We start from the raw sequence: 20,577 nt of genomic DNA, 5'->3' as shown, positions 1-20,577 counted from the left end.
AAAACTCTATGCCTGTCTTTTTTCACCCGCCCATTACTGGGGATTCCTCAGCGCACGCGGGCTTTTTAACAATCGGCGTAGTTGTGATTCGTTATTTGCTTTTCTTGATGTGCTTAATCAAGCGCTTACGCTTACGCATCTGGTTCGGCGTCAGGGTATTGCGTTTGTTGGCAAACGGGTTTTCCCCTTCCTTGAACTGAATACGAATCGGCGTGCCCATCACTTCCAGCGATTTACGGAAGTAGTTCATCAGGTAGCGTTTATAAGAATCCGGCAGATCTTTAACCTGGTTACCGTGAATAACCACGATCGGCGGGTTATAACCACCGGCGTGGGCATATTTCAGCTTCACGCGACGGCCACGCACCAACGGCGGCTGATGGTCTTCAGCAGCCATGGTCATGATGCGGGTCAGCATAGCGGTGCCCACGCGACGGGTGGCGCTGTCGTACGCCTCGCGCACGGATTCAAACAGATTGCCTACGCCGCTGCCGTGCAGCGCGGAGATAAAGTGCACGCGGGCAAAGTCGATAAAGCCCAGACGGAAGTCCAGGGTCTCTTTCACCTGCTCTTTTACTTCCTGGCTCAGGCCGTCCCATTTATTGACGACAATCACCAGCGAACGACCGCTGTTGAGGATAAAGCCCAGCAGGGAGAGATCCTGATCGGAAATCCCTTCGCGCGCATCAATCACCAGCAGCACCACGTTGGCGTCTTCAATCGCCTGCAGCGTTTTGATCACCGAGAATTTTTCGACGACATCGGTAATTTTGCCGCGCTTGCGCACGCCTGCGGTATCGATAAGGACGTATTCACGCTCATCGCGCTGCATCGGGATGTAGATGCTGTCGCGAGTGGTTCCCGGCATATCGTAAACCACCACACGATCTTCACCCAGGATACGGTTGGTGAGCGTTGATTTACCCACGTTCGGGCGGCCCACAATCGCCAGCTTAATCGGCAGATCCTGCGGGTTAAAATCATCTTCCGGCTCTTCAAGCGCTTCGCCGTTCTGCTCGGCTTCGAACTGCGCCCAGTATGCCGCGTCTTCGTCCACTTCTTCCGGCGGGTTCACCTCGTCAACCCACGGCAGCAGCACGTGCTCGAGCAGGCTGGTGACGCCGCGGCCATGGGAAGCGGCGATAGGATAAATCTCGCCTAACCCCAGCGACCAAAAATCGGCAATCGCCTGATCGGCATCGATACCGTCAGTTTTGTTTGCCACCAGGAAAGTCGGTTTCTCACGGGAGCGCAGATGTTTCGCAATTGCCGAATCCGCCGGCATCAGGCCCGCACGCGCATCGACCATAAACAGCACCACGTCCGCTTCTTCAATCGCCAGCAGCGACTGTTCCGCCATTCGCGTTTCTACGCCATCTTCGGTACCGTCGATCCCGCCGGTATCGATACAGATAAATTCGCGGCCTTCCACTTCAGCACGACCGTACTTACGGTCACGAGTCAGCCCCGGGAAATCCGCGACCAACGCATCGCGAGTGCGCGTTAAGCGGTTAAAGAGCGTGGATTTTCCAACGTTAGGGCGCCCGACAAGCGCGACCACAGGTATCATGTTAAATGCCTCATACAAAAATCGATACAACGCCCGTTTTCACGGCGTTTTTAAAAAAGCCAAAACGGCCCCTGTCTGCCAGGGGCCGTTTCTCAAAAATAGACTACCGCTGTTGTTAACGCGTAATCGCGTACAGCGTGCCGTCTTTCGCCTGAATCAGCAGTTTGCCGTCAGCAACAACCGGATCGGTCAGGAAGCCTGAGCTGTCCACCTTCTGCTGAGCCACAAAGTGACCATCTTCAGGGTTGACCCAGTGCATATAGCCTTCGCTATCGCCAACAACCAGATTGCCATTATACAGCACAGGCGCAGTCAGCAGACGGTGCAGCAGATCGCTTTGCGTCCACAGCGTCACGCCGCCGTCGGTGGTGAGCGCCAGCAGACGGTCATTCTGGTCAACCAGGTAAATACGGTTGCCGTCGACAATGAAATCGTTCACTGAACCCAGCTCGCGTTTCCACATAATCTGGCCGCTGCGCAGATCCAGCGCCGTCAGGTTGCCGTTGTACGCCAGCGCGTAAATCACGCCGTTCACGATAACCGGCGTCGTGTCGACGTCGTTAAGACGGTCGATTTCGGTCGGACCGGTCGCGGTAGAGATACGCTGCTGCCAAATCATCTGGCCCTGCTGCATCAGCACCGCGCTGACGCGACCGTTGTCGCCGCCTACAATAGCTGCGCCGTAGGCGGTAGCCGGAGCGGATTCGCCGCGCAGGGAGAGCGCTGGCATATCAAGGTTAACGGTCCATTTCACCGCGCCATCGGCTTCGTTCAGCGCCTGAAGCTGACCGTTAGTGGTATGAATCAGCACCATGCCGTCGCTGACGACCGGACGAGAAATCGCTTCACCCGCCACGCTCGCTTCCCACGCGACGGTACCGTCGCTGGTGTTCAGCGCATAAACTTTCGCTTTTTCGCTACCGATATAAACGTGGCCGCCGGAGACGGTCACGCCGCCGGAGAGCAGCGCAGGCGCGCGGGAGAACCAGCCGTCTTTCTCTGCCAGATTAACCGACCACACCTCTTTGCCGTCGCCTGAATTAAGGGCTTTAACGGTACCTTTACGATCGGCGGCATACACAACGCCATCAGCAAAAGCCGGGTGCAGGTTAGAGTAGAATTCGCCAATACCGCCGCCAACGGAGGTGCTCCAGGAGGTGGACGGCGTAAACTGGTTTTCCACCGTCGGCAGTGGCGACATTTTCACCACATCTTCTTCGCTGTTAAACAGCGAACAGCCGCTCAATAAGGTAACGGAAAGCAGCCCTGGCAGAAGTAATTTACGCAATTGCATCGAGTCCCTCTCAGATGGACAAATTATTTATTTTCATACGCATCATTTCGCTGAGCGCCGGTGAGGCATCGCTTTTCGCGCCCGCTTCCCATGCTGCTTTCGCCCCTTGCTTATCGCCTTTGCTCAGCAGGATCTCGCCGCGCAGGTCAGCGACAATCGCGGTCCAGCCTTCGCCTTTCACGGCATCCAGGGTTTTCAGCGCGGCATCAGGCTGCTTAAGCTGCAGCTGGACGCGAGCAAGACGCATATTGATAACCGATTTCAGGTTATCATCAGAAGCGGCCGTAAGCCCCTGCTGAAGCTGCTTTTCAGCGTTCTGCAGGTCGTTTTTATCGACAAACTGCTGCGCCAGCTCAAGAGAAGCAAACGCACCATAGGTGTTTTTGCTGTCGGCGGCAAATTTCTGCGCAGCGTTCAGCGCTTCTGGTTTATCCGATTTGAGGGCGGAAATCGCATTTTCATAAGCCAGGGACGAGCCTCTGGCGGTATCCAACTGATGGGAGGTCCAGTAGCGCCAGCCAACCAGCGCGCCAACGCCCAAAATCACCCCAACGGCCAGCGCCTTGCCATTTTCAGCAAAGAAACGCTTCAGCGCGTCGACCTGATCGTTTTCGTTATTGTAAAGTTCCACGCAGTCCTTCTCCTGACTAATGATTCCCGGGAGATTAACCCAGAAGTGTGCGCAAATGCGCGGCAACGCTATCCTGCGTTACGGTAGTTTGCTCTCCTGAGCGTAAATCTTTCACTACCACGTTTCCGTCAGCGATTTCTGATTCGCCCAGCACCAGCGCAACGCGAGCGCCCCATTTATCAGCGCGCGCAAACTGCTTCTTAAAGTTGCCGCCGCCGTGGTTGGTCATCAGCTTAACGCCGGGTAACGCATCGCGTACCTGTTCAGCCAGACGCATTGCTGCGGACTGGGTGTCAGTTCCGGAGGCTACCAGGTATATATCGACAACAGGATCGGCTTTAAATTCCGGATTCACTGCCTGAACCAGTAAAACAAGACGTTCCAGCCCCATCGCAAAGCCGACGCCAGGGGTTGCGCGACCGCCAAGCTGCTCAACCAGACCATCGTAACGGCCGCCGGCGCAGACGGTGCCCTGGGAACCGAGGCTGGTGGTGACCCACTCAAACACGGTGCGGTTGTAATAGTCGAGACCGCGCACCAGACGCTGATTCACGGTATAGCGGATACCGGCATCATCCAGCAGCGCGCAAAGTCCCGCAAAATGCGCTCTGGACTCTTCATCAAGATAGTCGCCCAGCGTCGGGGCGTCGTTCAGCAGCGCCTGGACGTCCGGGTTTTTAGAATCCAGCACGCGCAGCGGGTTAGTGTACATGCGGCGTTTGCAGTCTTCGTCCAGCTTATCTTTATACTGCTCAAGATAGGCCACCAGCGCGTCACGATAGTTAGCGCGAGCCTCCAGCGAACCGATAGAGTTCAGCTCCAGCGCAACGTGGCTGGAGATGCCCAGCTCGCGCCACCAGCGGGCGGTCAGCATAATCAGCTCGGCATCAATATCCGGCCCCTGCAGACCGAACGCTTCCGCGCCAATCTGGTGGAACTGGCGATAACGCCCTTTTTGCGGACGTTCGTGGCGGAACATCGGCCCGATATACCACAGGCGCTGTTCTTGATTGTACAGGAGACCATGTTCGATGCCGGCGCGTACGCAGCCAGCGGTACCTTCCGGACGCAGAGTCAGGCTATCGCCGTTACGGTCCTCAAAGGTGTACATCTCTTTTTCAACCACGTCGGTCACTTCGCCGATAGCGCGTTTGAATAACGGGGTCTGCTCTACAATCGGCAAACGGATTTCGCTGTAACCGTAGCTACCAAGCACCTGCTTCAGTGAGCCTTCAATGCGCTGCCAGAGAGCGGTTTCGCCCGGCAGATAATCGTTCATGCCACGGATGGCTTGAATGTTCTTTGCCACGTTTATTCTCTTTATATATACAAAAATGAACCCCGGCGCCTCGCGCCCGCAGGTTCAATCATACACGGGAAGCGTATCGCTTCCCAACACGTTATTTCGCTTCAACCTGCTGAATATCGATGCGACGCGCCTCATCAAGCATCGATGCTTTAGCGCGAATACGCGCTTCCAGCTGATCGATCATATCGTCGTTATCCAGTCTGTCTTTACGTACGCCGTCTTCGTACAGGCCGCTTTTCTTGTTGCCGCCGGTCACGCCGAGGGTGGAAACCAGCGCCTCGCCGGGACCGTTTACCACGCAGCCAATGATCGAAATATCCATCGGCGTAATGATATCTTCCAGCCGCTGCTCCAGCGCGTTAACGGTACCGATAACGTCAAACTCCTGTCGTGAACATGTCGGACAGGCAATGAAGTTGATCCCGCGAGAGCGAATGCGCAGCGACTTGAGAATATCGAAGCCCACTTTGATCTCTTCAACCGGATCCGCCGCCAGAGAAACGCGCAAGGTATCGCCGATCCCTTCAGACAGAAGCAGGCCGAGGCCGATCGCGGACTTCACCGCGCCGCTGCGCGCCCCGCCCGCTTCGGTGATCCCGAGGTGCAGAGGCTGATCGATCTGTTTCGCCAGCAGGCGGTAGGATTCAACTGCCAGGAACACATCGGAAGCTTTCACGCTGACTTTAAACTGATCGAAGTTGAGACGATCGAGGTGATCGACATGGCGCATTGCCGATTCCAGCAGCGCCTGCGGGGTGGGTTCACCGTATTTTTCCTGGAGATCTTTTTCCAGAGAGCCGGCGTTCACCCCGATACGGATAGGGATGTTTTTATCGCGAGCGCAGTCCACCACCATGCGGATACGCTCTTCGTTGCCGATATTGCCCGGGTTAATGCGCAGGCAATCAACGCCGTATTCCGCTACCTTCAGGGCAATGCGGTAATCGAAGTGGATATCGGCAACCAGCGGTACGCTAACCTGCTGTTTGATAAGCTTGAACGCTTCCGCTGCGTCCATCGTTGGCACCGAAACGCGCACGATATCCGCGCCAACGCGCTCAAGGGCTTTAATTTGATTTACCGTCGCCGCCACATCGGTGGTGCGCGTGTTTGTCATCGACTGTACGGCGATGGGAGCGCCATCGCCAATCGGCACATTCCCAACGTAAATTCGCTTTGATTTTCTACGTTGAATCGGAGCCTGGTTATGCATGAAAAATCTCCCGCGTTACCCGTCTATTACTGCGCCGGTGATTGTTCGGCATTGAGGGTCAGACGTGCAACCTGGTTAGTTCTGATAAAACGACTCAAATCGACTGGTTTACCCAGATACTGTATCTGTACCGCCGCCGGGGCACCAATTTTCAGCTTATAAGGCGCCTGGCCGCTCAGATTGAGGTTACCGCCTTTACGCTGTAAACCGCTGAACAGCTTTTTACCGGTCGCATCGCTCACTTCCAGCCAGCAGTCGGCGGTAAAATTCAGCACCAGATCCTGGGCGGAGGCCGCCGCAGCGGTCACGTTTGCCTGGTCGGTCGGTAACGGCGAAGTTGCCGGCGCTGCCGCCGTATCGACGTTGGCCTGAGAAGGCGCGACAACGGCGTTATTCTCGGCCGGAGCCGGGGCCGGAGTCGACGCCGCTGGCGCCGGAGACGTTTCTACAGGCGCGCTGTTGGCGGCGGTATCCGGTGCAGAATTCGCCGATTGATTATCCAGAGGGATGCTTTGGCTGTTGCTATCGCCCGCATTCAGTTCGGCGGAGGATTGATCGGCCATCGTGGAGATCTCGTCCTGCTGCGCTTTGTGGTCCTGCCACCACCAGGCGCCGCTGAGGCCAATCACCACGAACAGCACCAGCCAGGTAAAGCTCATTAGCCAGCCGTCGCGCTTTTTACGGCGTTTACCCAGCGAGAAGCTCTGCATGGGGGCAACTTTCGCCGCCCGGATCGGAGCCTGCTTGGCCATCATCGGCAGCAGCTCTTCTTCAGGAATGTGCACAAGGCGGGCATAAGAGCGGATATAGCCGCGCAGGAAGGTTGAAGCAAGATCGGCGGGTGCCTTATCGTCTTCAATATCACGAACCGTGGAAACCTTCAGGCATAAGCGTTCAGCCACCGCCTGCTGGCTGAGCCCGAGTTGTTCGCGGGCATTACGCAGACGCGCGCCCGTGGTGTTTGCTTCTTGATGGTCTTGAGTGGCTTCAGTATTCATTCGCTACAACTACTGGTACGTGAAATTTAAAATTCAGCGCCGGTGACCCCGCGCCGCGAGACATCTGCTCAACGTCAGACAAACAGTATAAGTCCGTATGACCTGGTATCACAGAGACTTATCAATATTGAATGCTAAGCGGTTGTTGTACCGCTACATACTGCCTCAAAGTCGACAAAAACGCACCGTAATTATTAACCACAACAGCGTATTTCGCCCGGCGATTCCACATAAATATGCAGCGCACCGCCAGGGCTGCGCGCTGCATCATTGATTATCAGACCGCCTTCACGTCGATGGCTTCGCCCTGCATACGTTTACGCAGCGTACGCTTGGTCCGGTCGATAACGTCGCCGGCCAGCTGACCGCAGGCGGCATCAATATCGTCGCCGCGGGTTTTACGCACGATAGTGGTGAAACCATACTCCATTAACACCTTGGAGAAACGGTCGATACGGCTGTTGGAGCTACGGCCATACGGCGCGCCCGGGAAGGGGTTCCATGGGATCAGGTTGATCTTGCACGGCGTATCTTTCAGCAGCGCGGCCAGCTCGTGCGCATGCTCGGTGCCGTCGTTGACGTGATCCAGCATGACGTATTCGATAGTGACGCGTCCCTGGTTGGCGTTGGACTTCGAAATATAGCCACGCACCGAGTTCAGGAAGGTCTCAATATTGTATTTCTTGTTGATCGGCACGATTTCATCACGAATGGTATCGTTCGGCGCGTGCAGAGAGATGGCCAGCGCGACGTCAATCATATCGCCAAGCTTATCGAGCGCCGGCACCACGCCGGAAGTGGAGAGCGTGACGCGACGTTTAGAGAGACCAAAGCCGAAGTCGTCGAGCATGATCTCCATGGCCGGCACCACGTTAGTCAGGTTCAGCAGCGGCTCGCCCATCCCCATCATCACCACGTTGGTAATCGGACGTACGCCGGTGGTCTTCACCGCGCCGACGATTTTCGCCGCGCGCCAGACCTGGCCGATAATTTCCGAAACCCGCAGGTTGCGGTTAAAGCCCTGCTGGGCCGTAGAGCAGAATTTACACTCCAGCGCGCAGCCCACCTGGGAAGAAACGCACAGGGTGGCGCGATCGTCTTCCGGGATATACACGGTTTCGACGCGCTGATCGCCAACGGCAATCGCCCACTTAATGGTACCGTCGCTGGAGCGCTGCTCTTCAACGACTTCCGGGGCGCGAATCTCCGCGACTTCCTTTAATTTGCCGCGCAGAACTTTGTTGATATCGGTCATCTCATCAAAGTTATCGCAGCAGTAGTGATACATCCATTTCATCACCTGATCGGCGCGGAAAGGCTTTTCGCCCATGTTTTTGAAAAACTCGCGCAGCTGCTGACGATTCAAATCCAGCAGGTTGATTTTGGCATCTTTGTTCGGCACCGTCAGAGCGGCGCTATCAGGTGTGACTATTTGTTCAGACATAATTGATTCCGGCCTCGTTATTACACGTTATGGCCCCTGGAGGGTTGAAAAAAGAAACGCCCCGGGAGCGACTGCTCATCCGGGGCGCTGTATTCTACAAATTCTGGTCCATCAATACCATGTTTGCACGCAGCAATGATGAAAAAATCTGTAACTGCCTGGCAGATCCTCTAAGGATTTTCGATTGTCGCAAGACGGTAAGCAAGCGAAGCCCCGGGAGCACAGATAAGCGACCGGGGTAAACGCGCGCAGCCAACACCGCGATAGTCGAAAAGACGACGAGGATGGGTATCTCCAAAGTATTTTACGTCACGGCGAGGCGGCGAATTCGCAAATCCCGGGAGCATAGATAACTATGTGACCGGGGTGCGCGAATGAAGCCAACAAAGCGGTGGCGTGAAAGACGCGGGAGATTAGCGGGTGCGCGGACAAACCTCGCCTTCAGCAAAGAAAAACGCGATCTCGCGCGCAGCGGATTCAACGGAATCGGAACCGTGGGTGCCGTTCTCGGTGAAGCTGTCAGCGTAGTCTGCGCGCAGGGTACCCGCCAGCGCGTTCGCCGGGTTGGTTGCGCCCAGCAGGTCGCGATGACGCTGAACCGCATTTTCGCCTTCCAGCACGGAAACCACGATCGGGCCGGAAGTCATGAATTCAACCAGACCGTCAAAGAACGGGCGACCTTCGTGCTCAGCATAGAAGCCGCGAGCCTGCTCAACGGTCAGATGCAGCATTTTGGTGCCAACAATTTTGAACCCTGCAGCTTCAAAGCGAGAAAAGATGCCGCCAATAACGTTTTTTGCCACCGCGTTTGGTTTGATGATGGAAAAAGTACGTTCAATAGCCATGATAACCTCTTTATATATGTTGTTCTGTTTTGCAGATGAGCAGATGAGACCGATAAATACGGCGCGAATTATAATCATCATCTAAGGCGATTGCCTATGTGTTTAGGTAACATTTTTTTAAAAAAAAGCGACCTTAAACAACAAATCCCGCCAATTAAGGCACGTTACGTTTATTGCACGGTGAAGTTCGCGGCAACAATTTGCCCCGCCTCGTCCATCACTACCAGCTGATAACGGTCAGGGCGATCGATGTTAAGGGTCGCGCCGGCGCCTTCCGCCGGCAGAGGCTCACCGTTAAGAAACCACCAGCGGCGCCCCTCCCCGCCGGTCGTTTGCAGCGGCAGCATCACCTTTTTCTCGCCGGGCAGCCGTTTAACCACCGCGCCTTCACGAAGACCGGAGAGCACCAGCGGAGCGGCATCCGCGGTTTGCACCGGCGGACACGCCGCCGAAACCGCAGGCAGCCTGACGCGACGCCGTTCGCCTGCGGGTAGCCAGGGTTCAAGCGGCAGCGGCCAGACGTCGAGGCTTTTCTCTACCGCGCCGGGGCAATCTGCCGCCACCCGCAGCCCTTTCTCATTCAGCCACACCGGGAAGCGAATCCCGCGAATACCTTCCTGGCCGGGCAGCAGCAGGGTCGGCGGCTGGCTCTCATCGAGCAGCCAGGTGGCCAGCCGTCGGCGGCAGTTCGCGTCGCCCGCGGGTAAATTCTGCCCGCCGGGCCAGCAAACCGTCCCGGCGCTGACCGACGACGGGCGAGGGTCGGCCGGCAATCCGCCGCGGCTCATCGCCGGGCGCGCCAGCAGCATATTATTCACCTGGTTCAGCAGCGGCACCGCGCTGGCGAAGCCAAACTGCCCGACGACCGGCGTGCCGTCGGGTCGCCCGGTCCAGATACCTATCAGATAGCGGGCGTTCACTCCGATCGCCCAGGCGTCGCGGTAGCCGTAGCTGGTTCCGGTTTTCCACGCCAGCGGCACCACCTGCACCAGCGACGCATCGGGCACCGGCTGCGCTTCGCCGGCCAGTATGCGCCGCACGATCCACGCGGCGCCCGGCGACAGCAGCGGCCTCTCAACCAGCGGTGAGTCTGGCGTGATGCGCAATTGTCCCGCCTTACCATGGCGGGCGAACGCGCTGTACGCCGCCACGATATCCGCCAGACGCGCGCCGCCGCCGCCGAGGATCAGTGACAGATTCGGCTCCGCGCCGGCGGGCAGCATCAGCGGCAATCCGGCATTGCGTAGCCTGGCGGCAAAACGCTTCGGCCCGTAGGCCTCCAGCACCTGCACTGCCGGAAGGTTCAGAGAGCGAACCAGCGCGTCGCTGGCGCTCACCGGCCCGTGAAAACCGCTGTCAAAATTCCCCGGCCGGTAGTCGCTAAACCGTCGCGGCACATCCTGTAACAACGAAGCCGGATGGATCAGCCCCTCATCCAGCGCCATACCATAAACAAACGGCTTCAGAACCGAGCCCGGGGAGCGGATCGCCGAGACCATATCAATATGACCAAAGCGGCTATCATCGTTGATATCCACCGACCCTACCCAACCGCGAACCTTCATATTGGTATGGTCGACCACGATCATCGCTAAAGAGCTGCGCGGCGGCAGGCGCGATTTCCAGTTCAGCGCCAGGTCTTCCAGCTGCCGCTGCAGTCCGGCATCCAGCGTCGTTACCACCTTCTCTGCGCGGCTGCTCGCCAGCGCGCGGCGGGCAAAAAGCGGCGCCAGCTGCGGCATCTGCCGCGGAAAGAGCCAGACGGGCTCCTCGATAGCTTCTCGTACCGGCAGCGATGGCCACACGCCCTGATTTTCCATCCGCAGCAGCACTTTATCGCGCGCTGCCTGCGCTCGCTCCGGCCAGCGATCCGGACGCAGCCTGCTCGGCGCCTGCGGCAGTACCGCCAGCAGCGCCGCTTCGCCATAGCTGAGCTGCGCGGGCGGTTTACCGAGATAGGCCCAGCTGGCTGCGCCGATCCCCTGCAGCGTACCGCCGAACGGCGCCCGGTTGAGGTAGAGCGTGAGGATCTCGCTTTTTGACAGATGCCACTCCAGCTGCAGCGCGCGCCATAGCTGACGCAGCTTGCCGCCGAAGGTTCGGGGATGCGGATCGAGCAGGCGCGCCACCTGCATGGTCAGGGTGCTGCCCCCAGAGATCACCCGCCCGGAAGTGAGATCCTGCCAGGCGGCGCGAACGATCGAGAACGGATTAACGCCGGGGTGATCCCAGAACCAGCGATCTTCATACTGGATCAGCGCCTGTAAATAGCGCGGCGAAACGTCAGCCAGGGTCACCGGATAGCGCCAGACGCCCTGCGCGTCGGCGAAACGCCACAGCGGCGTCCCGTCTTCCGCCACCACCACTCGGGCAGGCGTCACCTCGCGCAGCGGCAGCGGCCACAGGCGATCGGCGGCCAGCAGCAGCCACAGCAAAAAAATAAACGCCGCCAGCCAGCGCCAGCGGCGTTTAATGCGCTTCAGTGCCCGCATTTAGGGTGCAACGGTGAGCGGTCCGCTGGCCGCGCCGGTTGCCCGCCACTGCGGCACGTACATTGACTCGACCTGCGGCTGCGGTACCTGATAGGTGCCCGGCGTCACCGCGCGCGCCAGATAAACCAGCGTCACCGGCTGGCCTTCATTGATAGCCACCGCGGCGACGAAGCGATCGTCGCGAAACTCAATGTGCTGAATATCGGCCTGCTGCATCTGGTTAAGCAGATTCTGCACCACCTCGCCGTTCTCCTGCAGGCTGGCGCTGCTGTTGGCCAGATTCTGGTTTTCCAGCTCCAGCCCCGCCGGGAGTAAATCCACCACCAGCGCGTCCGGGACGTTACGCTTAGCCGTCACTTCCAGCTTCACCAGCACCAGTTCGCCGCTGCGCAGCGAAGAGAGCGATTTCTGCTGGCCCTGGGTATCGAAAATTTGCCGTTCAATGCCAAGCACGTTGCCCCCCGGCTGCGGCGCGTTCTGCGGATAGCCGCTGCTGTCGAGACGGAGCCACAGCGGCTGCTGGCCGGTATTGGTCACCTGCAAGGCCGCCAGCTGGTCGCCGGTCAGGTTGCGGGTTTGCGCTTTCTCGCCGGAGAGCGGTTCGGCCTGCACGGAGGTTTGCGCCTGCCAGCTGCCGGGGAGATCCTGCAGCGTACGCCCGGCCAGGAACAGGGCGTTACTCTCCTGCGTCGAGAGCCAGCGCTGGCCGTAGGCTTCGTCCGCCAGATGGCTGAGCAGCGTATTTTGCGCTTCCGGCAGCAGTTTGTTCTCCTCCAGCAGCGCCAGCTTCAGCGCATCGTCGCGCAGCTCGCTGCCGTAATCGCCGAGCCAGCGGTTCGCGTCCTGCCGCGGCGTCGTCAGAGCCAGCTTCAGGGCTTCGTCGCCGCGCGGCGCATCGCCCATCAATTTCAGGGCCACGCCCAGCTGCAGCAGCGGCAGACCGGAACGCGCCTGGTCGTGACGGCTCCAGATTTCGCGCAGCGCGCCGAGCGGCGCTTTCTGCTGCCGGGCCAGTACCAGCGCGGCGTAGGCCTGAGCGGCAAAGCGGCTGGCCTGGGCATCATCGCTATAGCGGACGGTCATCAGCCCCGGCTCCTGTAAATAACGCAGCAGGCGCTGGTTGCCGTTATTGACGGCGTTGGTTGGTACGCTGTAGCCCTGCTCGCCCGCCCGGACGAGGAAGTCCATCGCGTAGGCGCTCAACCAGTACTCCTCCGGCCCTTCTTTATCCCACAGGGCGAAACCGCCATCATCGCGCTGCATCTGCAGCAGACGAGAAATGCCGATATCCACCGCCGCGCGTCGCTTTTCATCGCTATCGCCGCCGATCCCCAGGGCTTTAAGCTGGGCGGCGTTGGTATAGAGCGACGGGAATAGCCCGCTGGTGGTCTGCTCCAGGCAGCCGTAAGGATAGGCCTTCAGGTCGCGAATATAGCGCGCCAGGTTCAGCGGCGGCTTGCCGCTGAACACCAGCTGCCCCTGCAACGTGGCCGGCGAGAAGCCCTCGCTTTGCGCCGCCGGAGCCTGCCAGCTTTCACCCGGCTGAAGGACAGCGCCGGAATTCACGGTTTGCGCCGGGAAAGCCGGACGCACGCCCAGCTGCCACTGCTTCTGCATCGGCGCGAAGGTTTCACCCGGCAGGTTCAGGCCGCTGATGGTGGCATTCACCTGACCATCGCCAAAGCCTTGCTGCGCGCGAACCGGCACAAACAGGGTGCTGCGCGCGCCGGGAGCCAGATGCACCGGCGGTATTTCTCCCCCTTCAAGCTGCAGCAGACCGCTGGCGGCCAGCGCAACGTTGAGGGTCTGCGGCTTATCGGTCAGATTGCTGAGATCCAGCGCCAGGCGAGTGGTATCTCCGCTGGCGAGGAAGCGCGGCATATTCAGCTCGGCAATAACCGGCGCCGCCACGATCGTTTTTCCTTCGCTGCTGCCAAAATCCTCTGCGGTCCACGCCTGGGCCATAACCCGCAGTTCGCCGTTAAAGTCGCCAATCGGCAAAGTCACCGTCCCTTCGCCTTTCTCATCCAGCACCACCGGCTGCGCCTGCTGAGCGATAATCGTCACGTGATTAACCGGCGGTTTGCCGCCGCGTTTGAGTTCATCACCGTCGCCGCCGAAGCGCAGGCTGGCGAGTCTCCCCTGCCCTTCGATCACCTGACCATAGATATCGTAAATATCGGCGCCGTAGCGTTTCTGGCCAAAGAAGGCTTTCCACGGATCCGGCGTTGCATAGTCGGTGATATTGAGTACGCCGCTATCGACGGCGGAGAGCAGCACGTTAACCTGTTTCGGCGTCTCGCCTTCTTTGACGCTGGCCTTAACGTTGACCTTCAGCGGCTGGTTGGGGCGCATTTTATCCGGCGCTTCCAGCGTCAGGTTCAGACGGCGATTTTCATCGCCAAGCGGCAGATGCAGCAGACCCACCGCCCGTTTTGGCGTCGCGGACTGGGATTTATCCCCCGGACGAATCACCAGGGTGCTGAGGTACAGGTCGTGACGATTCCACGCTTTATCCACCGGGATCGATAGCTCCATCCCTTCCGCCGGGACGTCAATCTCCTGCCACCACAGCGGCCCTTCGCTTGATTCCACCAGCGCGTAGCCTTTACCGGCTGCCGGAGCGGCGATATGCAGCTTGATCGTATCGCCCGGTTTATAGGCCGGTTTGTCCAGCTTCATGGTGACGCGATCCGGACGCGCCGCCCCCTGGCCATCGCTGTTATCCTGCCAGCTGTATCCGGCCCAGAAGCGCACGCTGCTGACCACATCATCCGGCCCTTTAACTTCCAGGCGATAAGAACCCCACTCGACCGGGAAGCTCACTTTCGCCGTTTGTCCGGCTGAAATATCCAGCGACTCCTCGCCTTCCTGAAGATCTTTTTGATCGAACTGCGACAGCCAGCCTTCGCTCTCGGACCAGTTCCAGTAGTAGTCGCGGCGTTCGCGAATCAACCGAACCTGCAGCCCGGAGACCGCTTTCTTCTCACCTTTGGCGTCGGCATACACAATCTCAAACGCGGCGGTGCCGTTTTCATCCACCACCGGCTGCTTGATAGTGCTGTCGGTGCGATAGTCGTAAACCTCTTTCAGGGCAAATTCCGGTCGGATACCCGGCAGCGTTTCGGCCGGCCAGATCGGCTGCCTGACGGTGCGCGTGACCGGCCTGCCGCCGGACTCCAGCAGGCTGGCCTGCAGGATCACCTGCAGCGGCGAGCGGCTCTCCTGCCACTGGCTGGCGGCGGTGACTTCCGCATGTCCGCGATCGTCCAGGGTGGTCTGCACTTCATCCAGGCTGCGGGAAAGGTTCTCTTCGGCAATGTCGCCAAACTGGAAGCCCGGCAGCGCAGGCACCGCATCGCGCAGCGGACGCAGGAACAGTTTACCCTGCAGCGAGTTGCCGCTGGCCGGCGCGCCATACAGATACGCCCCGCTCACGGCAAAGCTGACATCCGCAGCCGGCGAAACCGGGGCATTTTGCGCCGTGAGATTCAGCGCCATGCGCTCAGGCATAAAATCTTCAACGTGAAAATCCCACTCGCGCGGCTGGTTGTCGCCGGTGCTGGCGCGAATGTGCCACATCCCGGTCGCCGCGCCGCTATCGAGCGGATAAGTCAACTGATACAGGCCGTTAACCGGTTTGCTGACCGTCGAACGAATAACCTGGCCATCCGGCTGCACGACTTCCAGCTTCACCGGCTGCTCGGGGAGCGGTTTACCGTCACTATCGCGCAGTAGCGCGTTGAGAATAACCGTTTCGCCCGGACGATAGAGATCCCGTGGGCCAAACATAAATAGCTGCTTGCTGAAGCCCGGCGCGCCGGCGATGGAAAATTCAGCCAGGTCCAGCGCCGGAAGTTTGAGATCCAGCAGAGTGGTTTGCCCGTCCTTACGCGCCAGCAGCAGCGCCGCTTCTTTGTCCGTTTGCAGCGTCACGTGCCCCTGAGCGTCGCTCTTCGCCTGCGCCAGGGTTTGCCCTTTGGCGTTCAGCAGCTGCACATCGATACCGGACTGCGCCGCGCCGTTTTCCAGGCTCTGGGTAAAGACATCCAGCCGGTTGTGATAGCGGTGCGCGGATACGCCGATATCGCTGAGGGTGAACAGCGTCGCGGCGTTGCTATAGCTGTAGCGGCCCGCCTGATTCATCACCGCGATATAGACGCCCGGCTCCTGCAACGGCTTGATATCCGCCAGCGGCAGCAGCAGTTTTTCGCGCGTATTGCGCGCCGGGTTAAGGTCAAAACGGCCGGTGTAGACCAGATCGGCCATCTTCAGCAGCTCGTCCGACTCCCAGTTGCTCAGGGAATTGCGGTATTCCCATTGGCTGACGAAGGCGGAGAGCGATTCAGGTTTGATGCGGAAAAAATTGACGTCGATGTTATCGACATTCAGCGCCATCACCGGCAGTCCGGCCACCACTTTCCCCGGCAGCAGCGAGCCGCGGCTGGCAAAGCCGATGCTCGGGGCGATGTCGCGGGTGGTAATGGTTTTTTCAACGCTGCTGTCTAAGGTCGCTTTATTCAGCGCGGTCAGGGTGGGGTCGAGCGAAACGATCAGCTCGCGTTTTGGCTCAAGATGACGTAGACGCAGCTCTTTAAGGTTGGGCGCCAGCTCCCATGCCCCATCGACTTTGCCGCTTTTTTTGTCGACCAGATGCACGCTGCGAGAGAAATCCTGATCCGGCTGCAGAGGAATAGAGAAGGTCAGCAGCAGCGTCGCCGCGCCGTCGAGCTGAACTTCAGAAGCATCCAGCAGCGTTAACGCTTTGCCTTTGCTTTTTTCAGCCAGCGCCGCCAGCTGGGCGCTGTCCGGCTTCGCGGGCGCGCTATCTGCCGCCGCGGATGGCGCCGACGCGACCGCCTGCGGTTTGCCGCTGTCGTCACAGGCGGTCAACGATAGTGCGGTAAGTAGCGCCAGAGATAGCGCCGCCAAACGAAATGGTTTCATCCTTCTAACCCCTCGGCCCGCAGGCCAGATAATTTCAGTGAACACATTATTATGCGTTAGCGGCAGAATTACCAATAGCGCGCTAGCAAGCAATATTGGTAGGGATCACGGATAGCTGGAGTGGATTAATTTAACGGATATACCGCGCTACGATTTTTCTTATATCAACTTTTAATATCCTCAGCTATCGATACTTTTTATTCTGAAATCCCACTCTCTCTGCCCATATAAATTGACAAGGCGCGCGCTTTCTATTTATTGTTCGGGATATCATTGCCTTTAAAATATAAATTATTACGCCGGCGATGATATTGACTGTACGTTCCAGCGTTTACCAGATAACACAACATCAACCCATCTCATATAAATATATATGGGATTAATAATATGGAAGTTATTTATGTCTCAGATGGTCGCACTGTCGATTATTATTTTAATTCTTTATATCGGCGACGTTGTTTCAACCCGCACAAAAGCCTGGATTCCCTCCGTATTTGTCTGTGCGGTCCTGTTTTTAATCGGGTACTGGACATTTTTCCCGGCAGATATTATCAGCCGGGCCGGAATCGGCACGCCGGTTGCCATAATGCTGATGTATCTGTTAATCACCAATATGGGCACCCTGCTGTCGCTAAAAGAGCTGGCGCAGCAGTGGAAGACCGTGGTCATCTCCCTCGCCGGCATTGCCGGGATCGCGGCGGCGGTCTTTGCGGTGAGCCTGGCGCTGTTCGACCGCAACACCGCGCTGGTCACCATTCCTCCGCTGGTCGGCGGTATCGTCTCATCGCTGATTATGTCGCAGGGCGCGAGCAGCGCCGGACTGGTCGACCTGTCGGTTTTTGCCATTTTGATTTACGTGATGCAGGGGTTTGCCGGATATCCGCTGACCGCTATTATGCTGCAACGAGAAGGCAAAACGCTGCTTGCCCGCTACCGCAGCGGCGAACAGCGCCCTGATGACATTGCCGAAGAGCACGCGATGCTCACCGTCGGCGAGGAGAAAATGCCGCGCCTGTTCAGTAAAATCCCCGTTAGCTACAACAGCAACTACTTTAAATTCCTGCGGCTGGCGCTGGTCGGCTGTCTGGCCTGGCTTGTCGCCGACCTCGCGAAGCCGATCGTGAATATCAGCCCCTTCGTGCTGTGCCTGTTTTTTGGCGTGGTGTTTACCTCGTTAGGCTTTCTTGAAAAACATATGCTGCATAAGGCGAACGGCTTTGGCTTCGCCATTATGGCATTGATGCTATTTATCTTTGATACCTTAAACAAAGCCACGCCGGAGATGCTGCTGCGCCTGCTTTTCCCGATGGTGGTGTTAATCGCCACGGCGGCGATCGGGATGTTTGTTGTCTCCTGGCTGGTCGGGAAACTGCTTGGCGTCAGCGGCCCGATGGCTTTCGCCATCTCATTGACCGCGCTGTACGGTTTCCCCGCCGACTATATTATTACCAACGAGGCCATTAACGCCCTCACCCACGATGAAAAAGAGCGCCAGATGCTGACCCACCATATGCTGGGCCCGATGCTGGTCGGCGGATTCGTCTCCGTTACCATGGTTTCGGTGGTGTTAGCCGGAATTCTGGTCGGCTATCTGACCCCCGTTGTCGGCTGAGCGCGTTGAATTTTTAGCAAATGATGGAGCCATTGATGATTAACCCTGACATCACCGCGATTATCGCCAGAGAAGAACAGGCGATGATCGCTTTTCGTCGCGACCTGCACGCCCATCCGGAACTTCCCTGGGAGGAGAAGCGCACCACGGATCGCGTCGCCGCCGGACTGGAGGCCATCGGTATCCCTTACCGCCGGACGCATCCCACCGGAATCATCGCCGACATCGCCGGCGGCCAGCCGGGTAAAACCGTGGCTCTGCGCGCCGATATGGATGCGTTACCGGTGGTGGAGCTGAACGACCCGCTCGACTATAAATCACAAACCCCCGGGAAAATGCACGCCTGCGGCCATGACGCCCATACCGCCATGCTGCTGACCGCCGCCCGTGCGTTATATGACGTCCGCGAGCAGCTGGCGGGCAACGTCCGGCTGATCTTTCAGCCTGCGGAAGAGATTGCCGAGGGGGCGAAGGCGATGATTCAGCAGGGGGCTATCGATAACGTGGATAACGTTTTCGGGATGCATATCTGGTCCGGCACGCCGTCCGGCAAAATCTCCTGCAACGTCGGTTCCTCCTTTGCCTCAGCCGATTTGCTGAAAGTGACCTTCCGCGGCCGCGGCGGCCACGGTTCGATGCCGGAGGCCTGCGTCGATGCGGCGGTGGTCGCTTCCGCTTTCGTGATGAATCTGCAGGCTATTGTGGCGCGAGAAACCTCCCCGCTGGAGTCCGCGGTAGTCACCATCGGCAAAATGGATGTCGGCACGCGCTTTAACGTCATTGCCGAGAACGCCGTTCTTGACGGTACCGTGCGCTGCTTCAGCCTGGAAGCGCGCCAGCGCCTGGAAACGGCCATTACCCGCTATGCCGAGCATACCGCCGCGGTATATGGGGCGACCGCTCAGGTTGACTACTGCTACGGTACGCTACCGGTGATCAACGAAGAGCGCAGCGCGCTGCTGGCGCAGTCGGTTATCCGCGACGCGTTCGGCGATGGCGTCCTTTTCAATGAAAAACCGACCACCGGCGGAGAAGATTTTAGTTTTTATATGCAAAATATCCCCGGCGCCTTTGCGCTGCTCGGCTCGGGCAATAAAGAGAAAGGCAGCGACTACGCGCACCATCACGGCTGCTTTAATATCGACGAGCAGGTGATGAAAAGCGGCGCTGAACTGTACGCGCAGTACGCCTGGCGCTACCTGCAGCAAAACGCGTTTTAAGCCAACCCTCCCCCGACGCCGCTCGGGGGAATATCACATTCCCGCCGCCTCTCCTTGAAAATGCCTTGTCGATATCGCAAAAAACAACAACAATCACTCTATTGTTGATGACACGGAGGCACTCATGTCTACCTCGTTTTTTGTCGCTGCCGACTGGCTGGCAGAGCATATTGATGACCCGGAAATCCAGATTATCGACGCGCGGATGGCCCCCCCGGGACAGGAAGAGCGCGATCTTAACGCTGAGTATCAGGCAGGCCATATTCCCGGCGCCGTCTTTTTCGATATCGAAGCCCTCTCTGACCACACCAGCCCGCTGCCGCACATGATGCCGCGCGCGGAGGCGTTTGCCGTCGCCATGCGCGAACTTGGCGTCAGCAGCGATAAGCATCTGGTGGTATACGATGAAGGCAATCTCTTCTCCGCGCCGCGCGCCTGGTGGATGCTGCGCACGTTCGGCGTTGAAAAGGTGTCGATTGTCGCCGGTGGGCTGGAGGGCTGGCGCCGCGATGGGCTACCGCTGGAGCAGGGCCTCCCCGAACTGCCGGAAGGTGATTTTGACGGCCGCGTCGATCCGCTGGCGATCAAGCGCCTGACGGATGTGCTGCTGGTCAGCCACGAAGGATCGGCGCAGATCGTCGATGCGCGCCCGGCAGGACGCTTTAATGGCCAGGTGGCAGAGCCGCGACCGGGACTGCGCAGCGGGCATATTCCCGGCGCGCTAAACGTACCGTGGACGGAACTGGTGATTAACGGCGAACTGAAAACCACCGATGAACTCAACGAGATCTTCGCGCGTCAGGGCGTCGATTTTGAACGGCCGATTATTGCCAGCTGCGGCTCCGGCGTAACGGCGGCGGTCGTCGTGCTGGCGCTCACCACCCTCGGCGTTAACGGCGTTAGCCTGTACGACGGCTCATGGAGCGAATGGGGGGCGCGGACGGATTTGCCGATTGAACCGGCGCAGTAGGCAGTAAAGAGAACAACGGGGGCCTGAGCCCC

At 58.6% G+C, this 20,577-nt stretch carries 13 protein-coding genes; 3 read left to right on the top strand and 10 right to left on the bottom strand.

The features are described 5' to 3' along the window. Positions 1-91: 91 nt before the first annotated feature. The 10 genes from der to SIK97_RS11775 form a co-directional block, all read right to left on the bottom strand. Positions 92-1,570: a ribosome biogenesis GTPase Der gene (der, locus tag SIK97_RS11820; protein WP_014230361.1), complete on the bottom strand. Its 1,479-nt coding sequence runs from the start codon at positions 1,568-1,570 to the stop codon at positions 92-94. A 115-nt stretch (positions 1,571-1,685) separates the two neighbouring features. Next, on the bottom strand, positions 1,686-2,864 hold the full coding sequence (gene bamB, locus SIK97_RS11815) for an outer membrane protein assembly factor BamB (protein ID WP_004104478.1): 1,179 nt from the start codon (positions 2,862-2,864) through the stop codon (positions 1,686-1,688). Between the two features lie 10 nt (positions 2,865-2,874). Further along, complete coding sequence (locus tag SIK97_RS11810; protein WP_004853194.1) at positions 2,875-3,495, bottom strand: YfgM family protein; 621 nt, start codon at positions 3,493-3,495, stop codon at positions 2,875-2,877. Between the two features lie 34 nt (positions 3,496-3,529). Further along, entirely contained in the window at positions 3,530-4,804 is a 1,275-nt protein-coding gene (gene hisS / locus SIK97_RS11805) for a histidine--tRNA ligase (protein WP_014230362.1), read from the bottom strand. Positions 4,805-4,895: 91 nt separating this feature from the next. After that, positions 4,896-6,017, bottom strand: a complete 1,122-nt coding sequence (gene ispG / locus SIK97_RS11800; RefSeq protein ID WP_004104485.1) for a flavodoxin-dependent (E)-4-hydroxy-3-methylbut-2-enyl-diphosphate synthase — start codon at positions 6,015-6,017, stop codon at positions 4,896-4,898. 26 nt (positions 6,018-6,043) lie between these two features. Then, on the bottom strand, positions 6,044-7,015 hold the full coding sequence (gene rodZ / locus SIK97_RS11795) for a cytoskeleton protein RodZ (RefSeq protein WP_025106603.1): 972 nt from the start codon (positions 7,013-7,015) through the stop codon (positions 6,044-6,046). 277 nt (positions 7,016-7,292) lie between these two features. Next, positions 7,293-8,459 carry a bifunctional tRNA (adenosine(37)-C2)-methyltransferase TrmG/ribosomal RNA large subunit methyltransferase RlmN gene (locus tag SIK97_RS11790; protein WP_004123586.1) on the bottom strand — a complete coding sequence of 389 codons (1,167 nt, stop codon included), beginning with the start codon at positions 8,457-8,459 and terminating at the stop codon, positions 7,293-7,295. A 413-nt stretch (positions 8,460-8,872) separates the two neighbouring features. After that, a complete protein-coding gene (gene ndk, locus SIK97_RS11785) occupies positions 8,873-9,304 on the bottom strand; it encodes a nucleoside-diphosphate kinase (protein WP_004114414.1) in 432 nt (143 codons plus the stop codon). Positions 9,305-9,474: 170 nt separating this feature from the next. After that, the gene (gene pbpC, locus SIK97_RS11780; RefSeq protein ID WP_057173755.1) at positions 9,475-11,796 is read right to left on the bottom strand and encodes a peptidoglycan glycosyltransferase PbpC; all 2,322 of its coding nucleotides are present in this window, start codon (positions 11,794-11,796) and stop codon (positions 9,475-9,477) included. Continuing rightward, positions 11,797-16,743 (bottom strand): alpha-2-macroglobulin family protein, encoded by a 4,947-nt coding sequence (locus SIK97_RS11775; protein WP_057173756.1) that lies wholly within the window; start codon positions 16,741-16,743, stop codon positions 11,797-11,799. It abuts the gene before it with no gap. A gap of 400 nt (positions 16,744-17,143) precedes the next feature. On the opposite strand from SIK97_RS11775, the gene SIK97_RS11770 reads away from it, so the two are divergent. The 3 genes from SIK97_RS11770 (at position 17,144) to sseA (ending at position 20,545) form a co-directional block, all read left to right on the top strand. Further along, positions 17,144-18,355: a hypothetical protein gene (locus tag SIK97_RS11770; protein ID WP_032750895.1), complete on the top strand. Its 1,212-nt coding sequence runs from the start codon at positions 17,144-17,146 to the stop codon at positions 18,353-18,355. 35 nt (positions 18,356-18,390) lie between these two features. Then, positions 18,391-19,575, top strand: a complete 1,185-nt coding sequence (locus tag SIK97_RS11765) for a M20 family metallopeptidase (RefSeq protein ID WP_025106599.1) — start codon at positions 18,391-18,393, stop codon at positions 19,573-19,575. 124 nt (positions 19,576-19,699) lie between these two features. Beyond that, complete coding sequence (gene sseA / locus SIK97_RS11760) at positions 19,700-20,545, top strand: 3-mercaptopyruvate sulfurtransferase (RefSeq protein WP_014230369.1); 846 nt, start codon at positions 19,700-19,702, stop codon at positions 20,543-20,545. The last annotated feature ends 32 nt before the right edge of the window (positions 20,546-20,577 follow it).

The organism is Klebsiella sp. JN_Kp126 (assembly GCF_033843325.1).
Taxonomy (GTDB): domain Bacteria; phylum Pseudomonadota; class Gammaproteobacteria; order Enterobacterales; family Enterobacteriaceae; genus Klebsiella; species Klebsiella michiganensis.
This window is presented reverse-complemented; position numbering and strand designations above follow the sequence as displayed.

What these genes read in the sequence shown, in the direction of transcription:
- pbpC (WP_057173755.1), bottom strand. Translation starts at nt 11,796, where the DNA reads ATGCGGGCACTGAAGCGCATTAAACGCCGCTGGCGCTGGCTGGCGGCG.
- bamB (WP_004104478.1), bottom strand. Translation starts at nt 2,864, where the DNA reads ATGCAATTGCGTAAATTACTTCTGCCAGGGCTGCTTTCCGTTACCTTA.
- SIK97_RS11770 (WP_032750895.1), top strand. Translation starts at nt 17,144, where the DNA reads ATGTCTCAGATGGTCGCACTGTCGATTATTATTTTAATTCTTTATATC.
- ispG (WP_004104485.1), bottom strand. Translation starts at nt 6,017, where the DNA reads ATGCATAACCAGGCTCCGATTCAACGTAGAAAATCAAAGCGAATTTAC.
- SIK97_RS11765 (WP_025106599.1), top strand. Translation starts at nt 18,391, where the DNA reads ATGATTAACCCTGACATCACCGCGATTATCGCCAGAGAAGAACAGGCG.
- SIK97_RS11790 (WP_004123586.1), bottom strand. Translation starts at nt 8,459, where the DNA reads ATGTCTGAACAAATAGTCACACCTGATAGCGCCGCTCTGACGGTGCCG.
- SIK97_RS11775 (WP_057173756.1), bottom strand. Translation starts at nt 16,743, where the DNA reads ATGAAACCATTTCGTTTGGCGGCGCTATCTCTGGCGCTACTTACCGCA.
- rodZ (WP_025106603.1), bottom strand. Translation starts at nt 7,015, where the DNA reads ATGAATACTGAAGCCACTCAAGACCATCAAGAAGCAAACACCACGGGC.
- der (WP_014230361.1), bottom strand. Translation starts at nt 1,570, where the DNA reads ATGATACCTGTGGTCGCGCTTGTCGGGCGCCCTAACGTTGGAAAATCC.
- ndk (WP_004114414.1), bottom strand. Translation starts at nt 9,304, where the DNA reads ATGGCTATTGAACGTACTTTTTCCATCATCAAACCAAACGCGGTGGCA.
- sseA (WP_014230369.1), top strand. Translation starts at nt 19,700, where the DNA reads ATGTCTACCTCGTTTTTTGTCGCTGCCGACTGGCTGGCAGAGCATATT.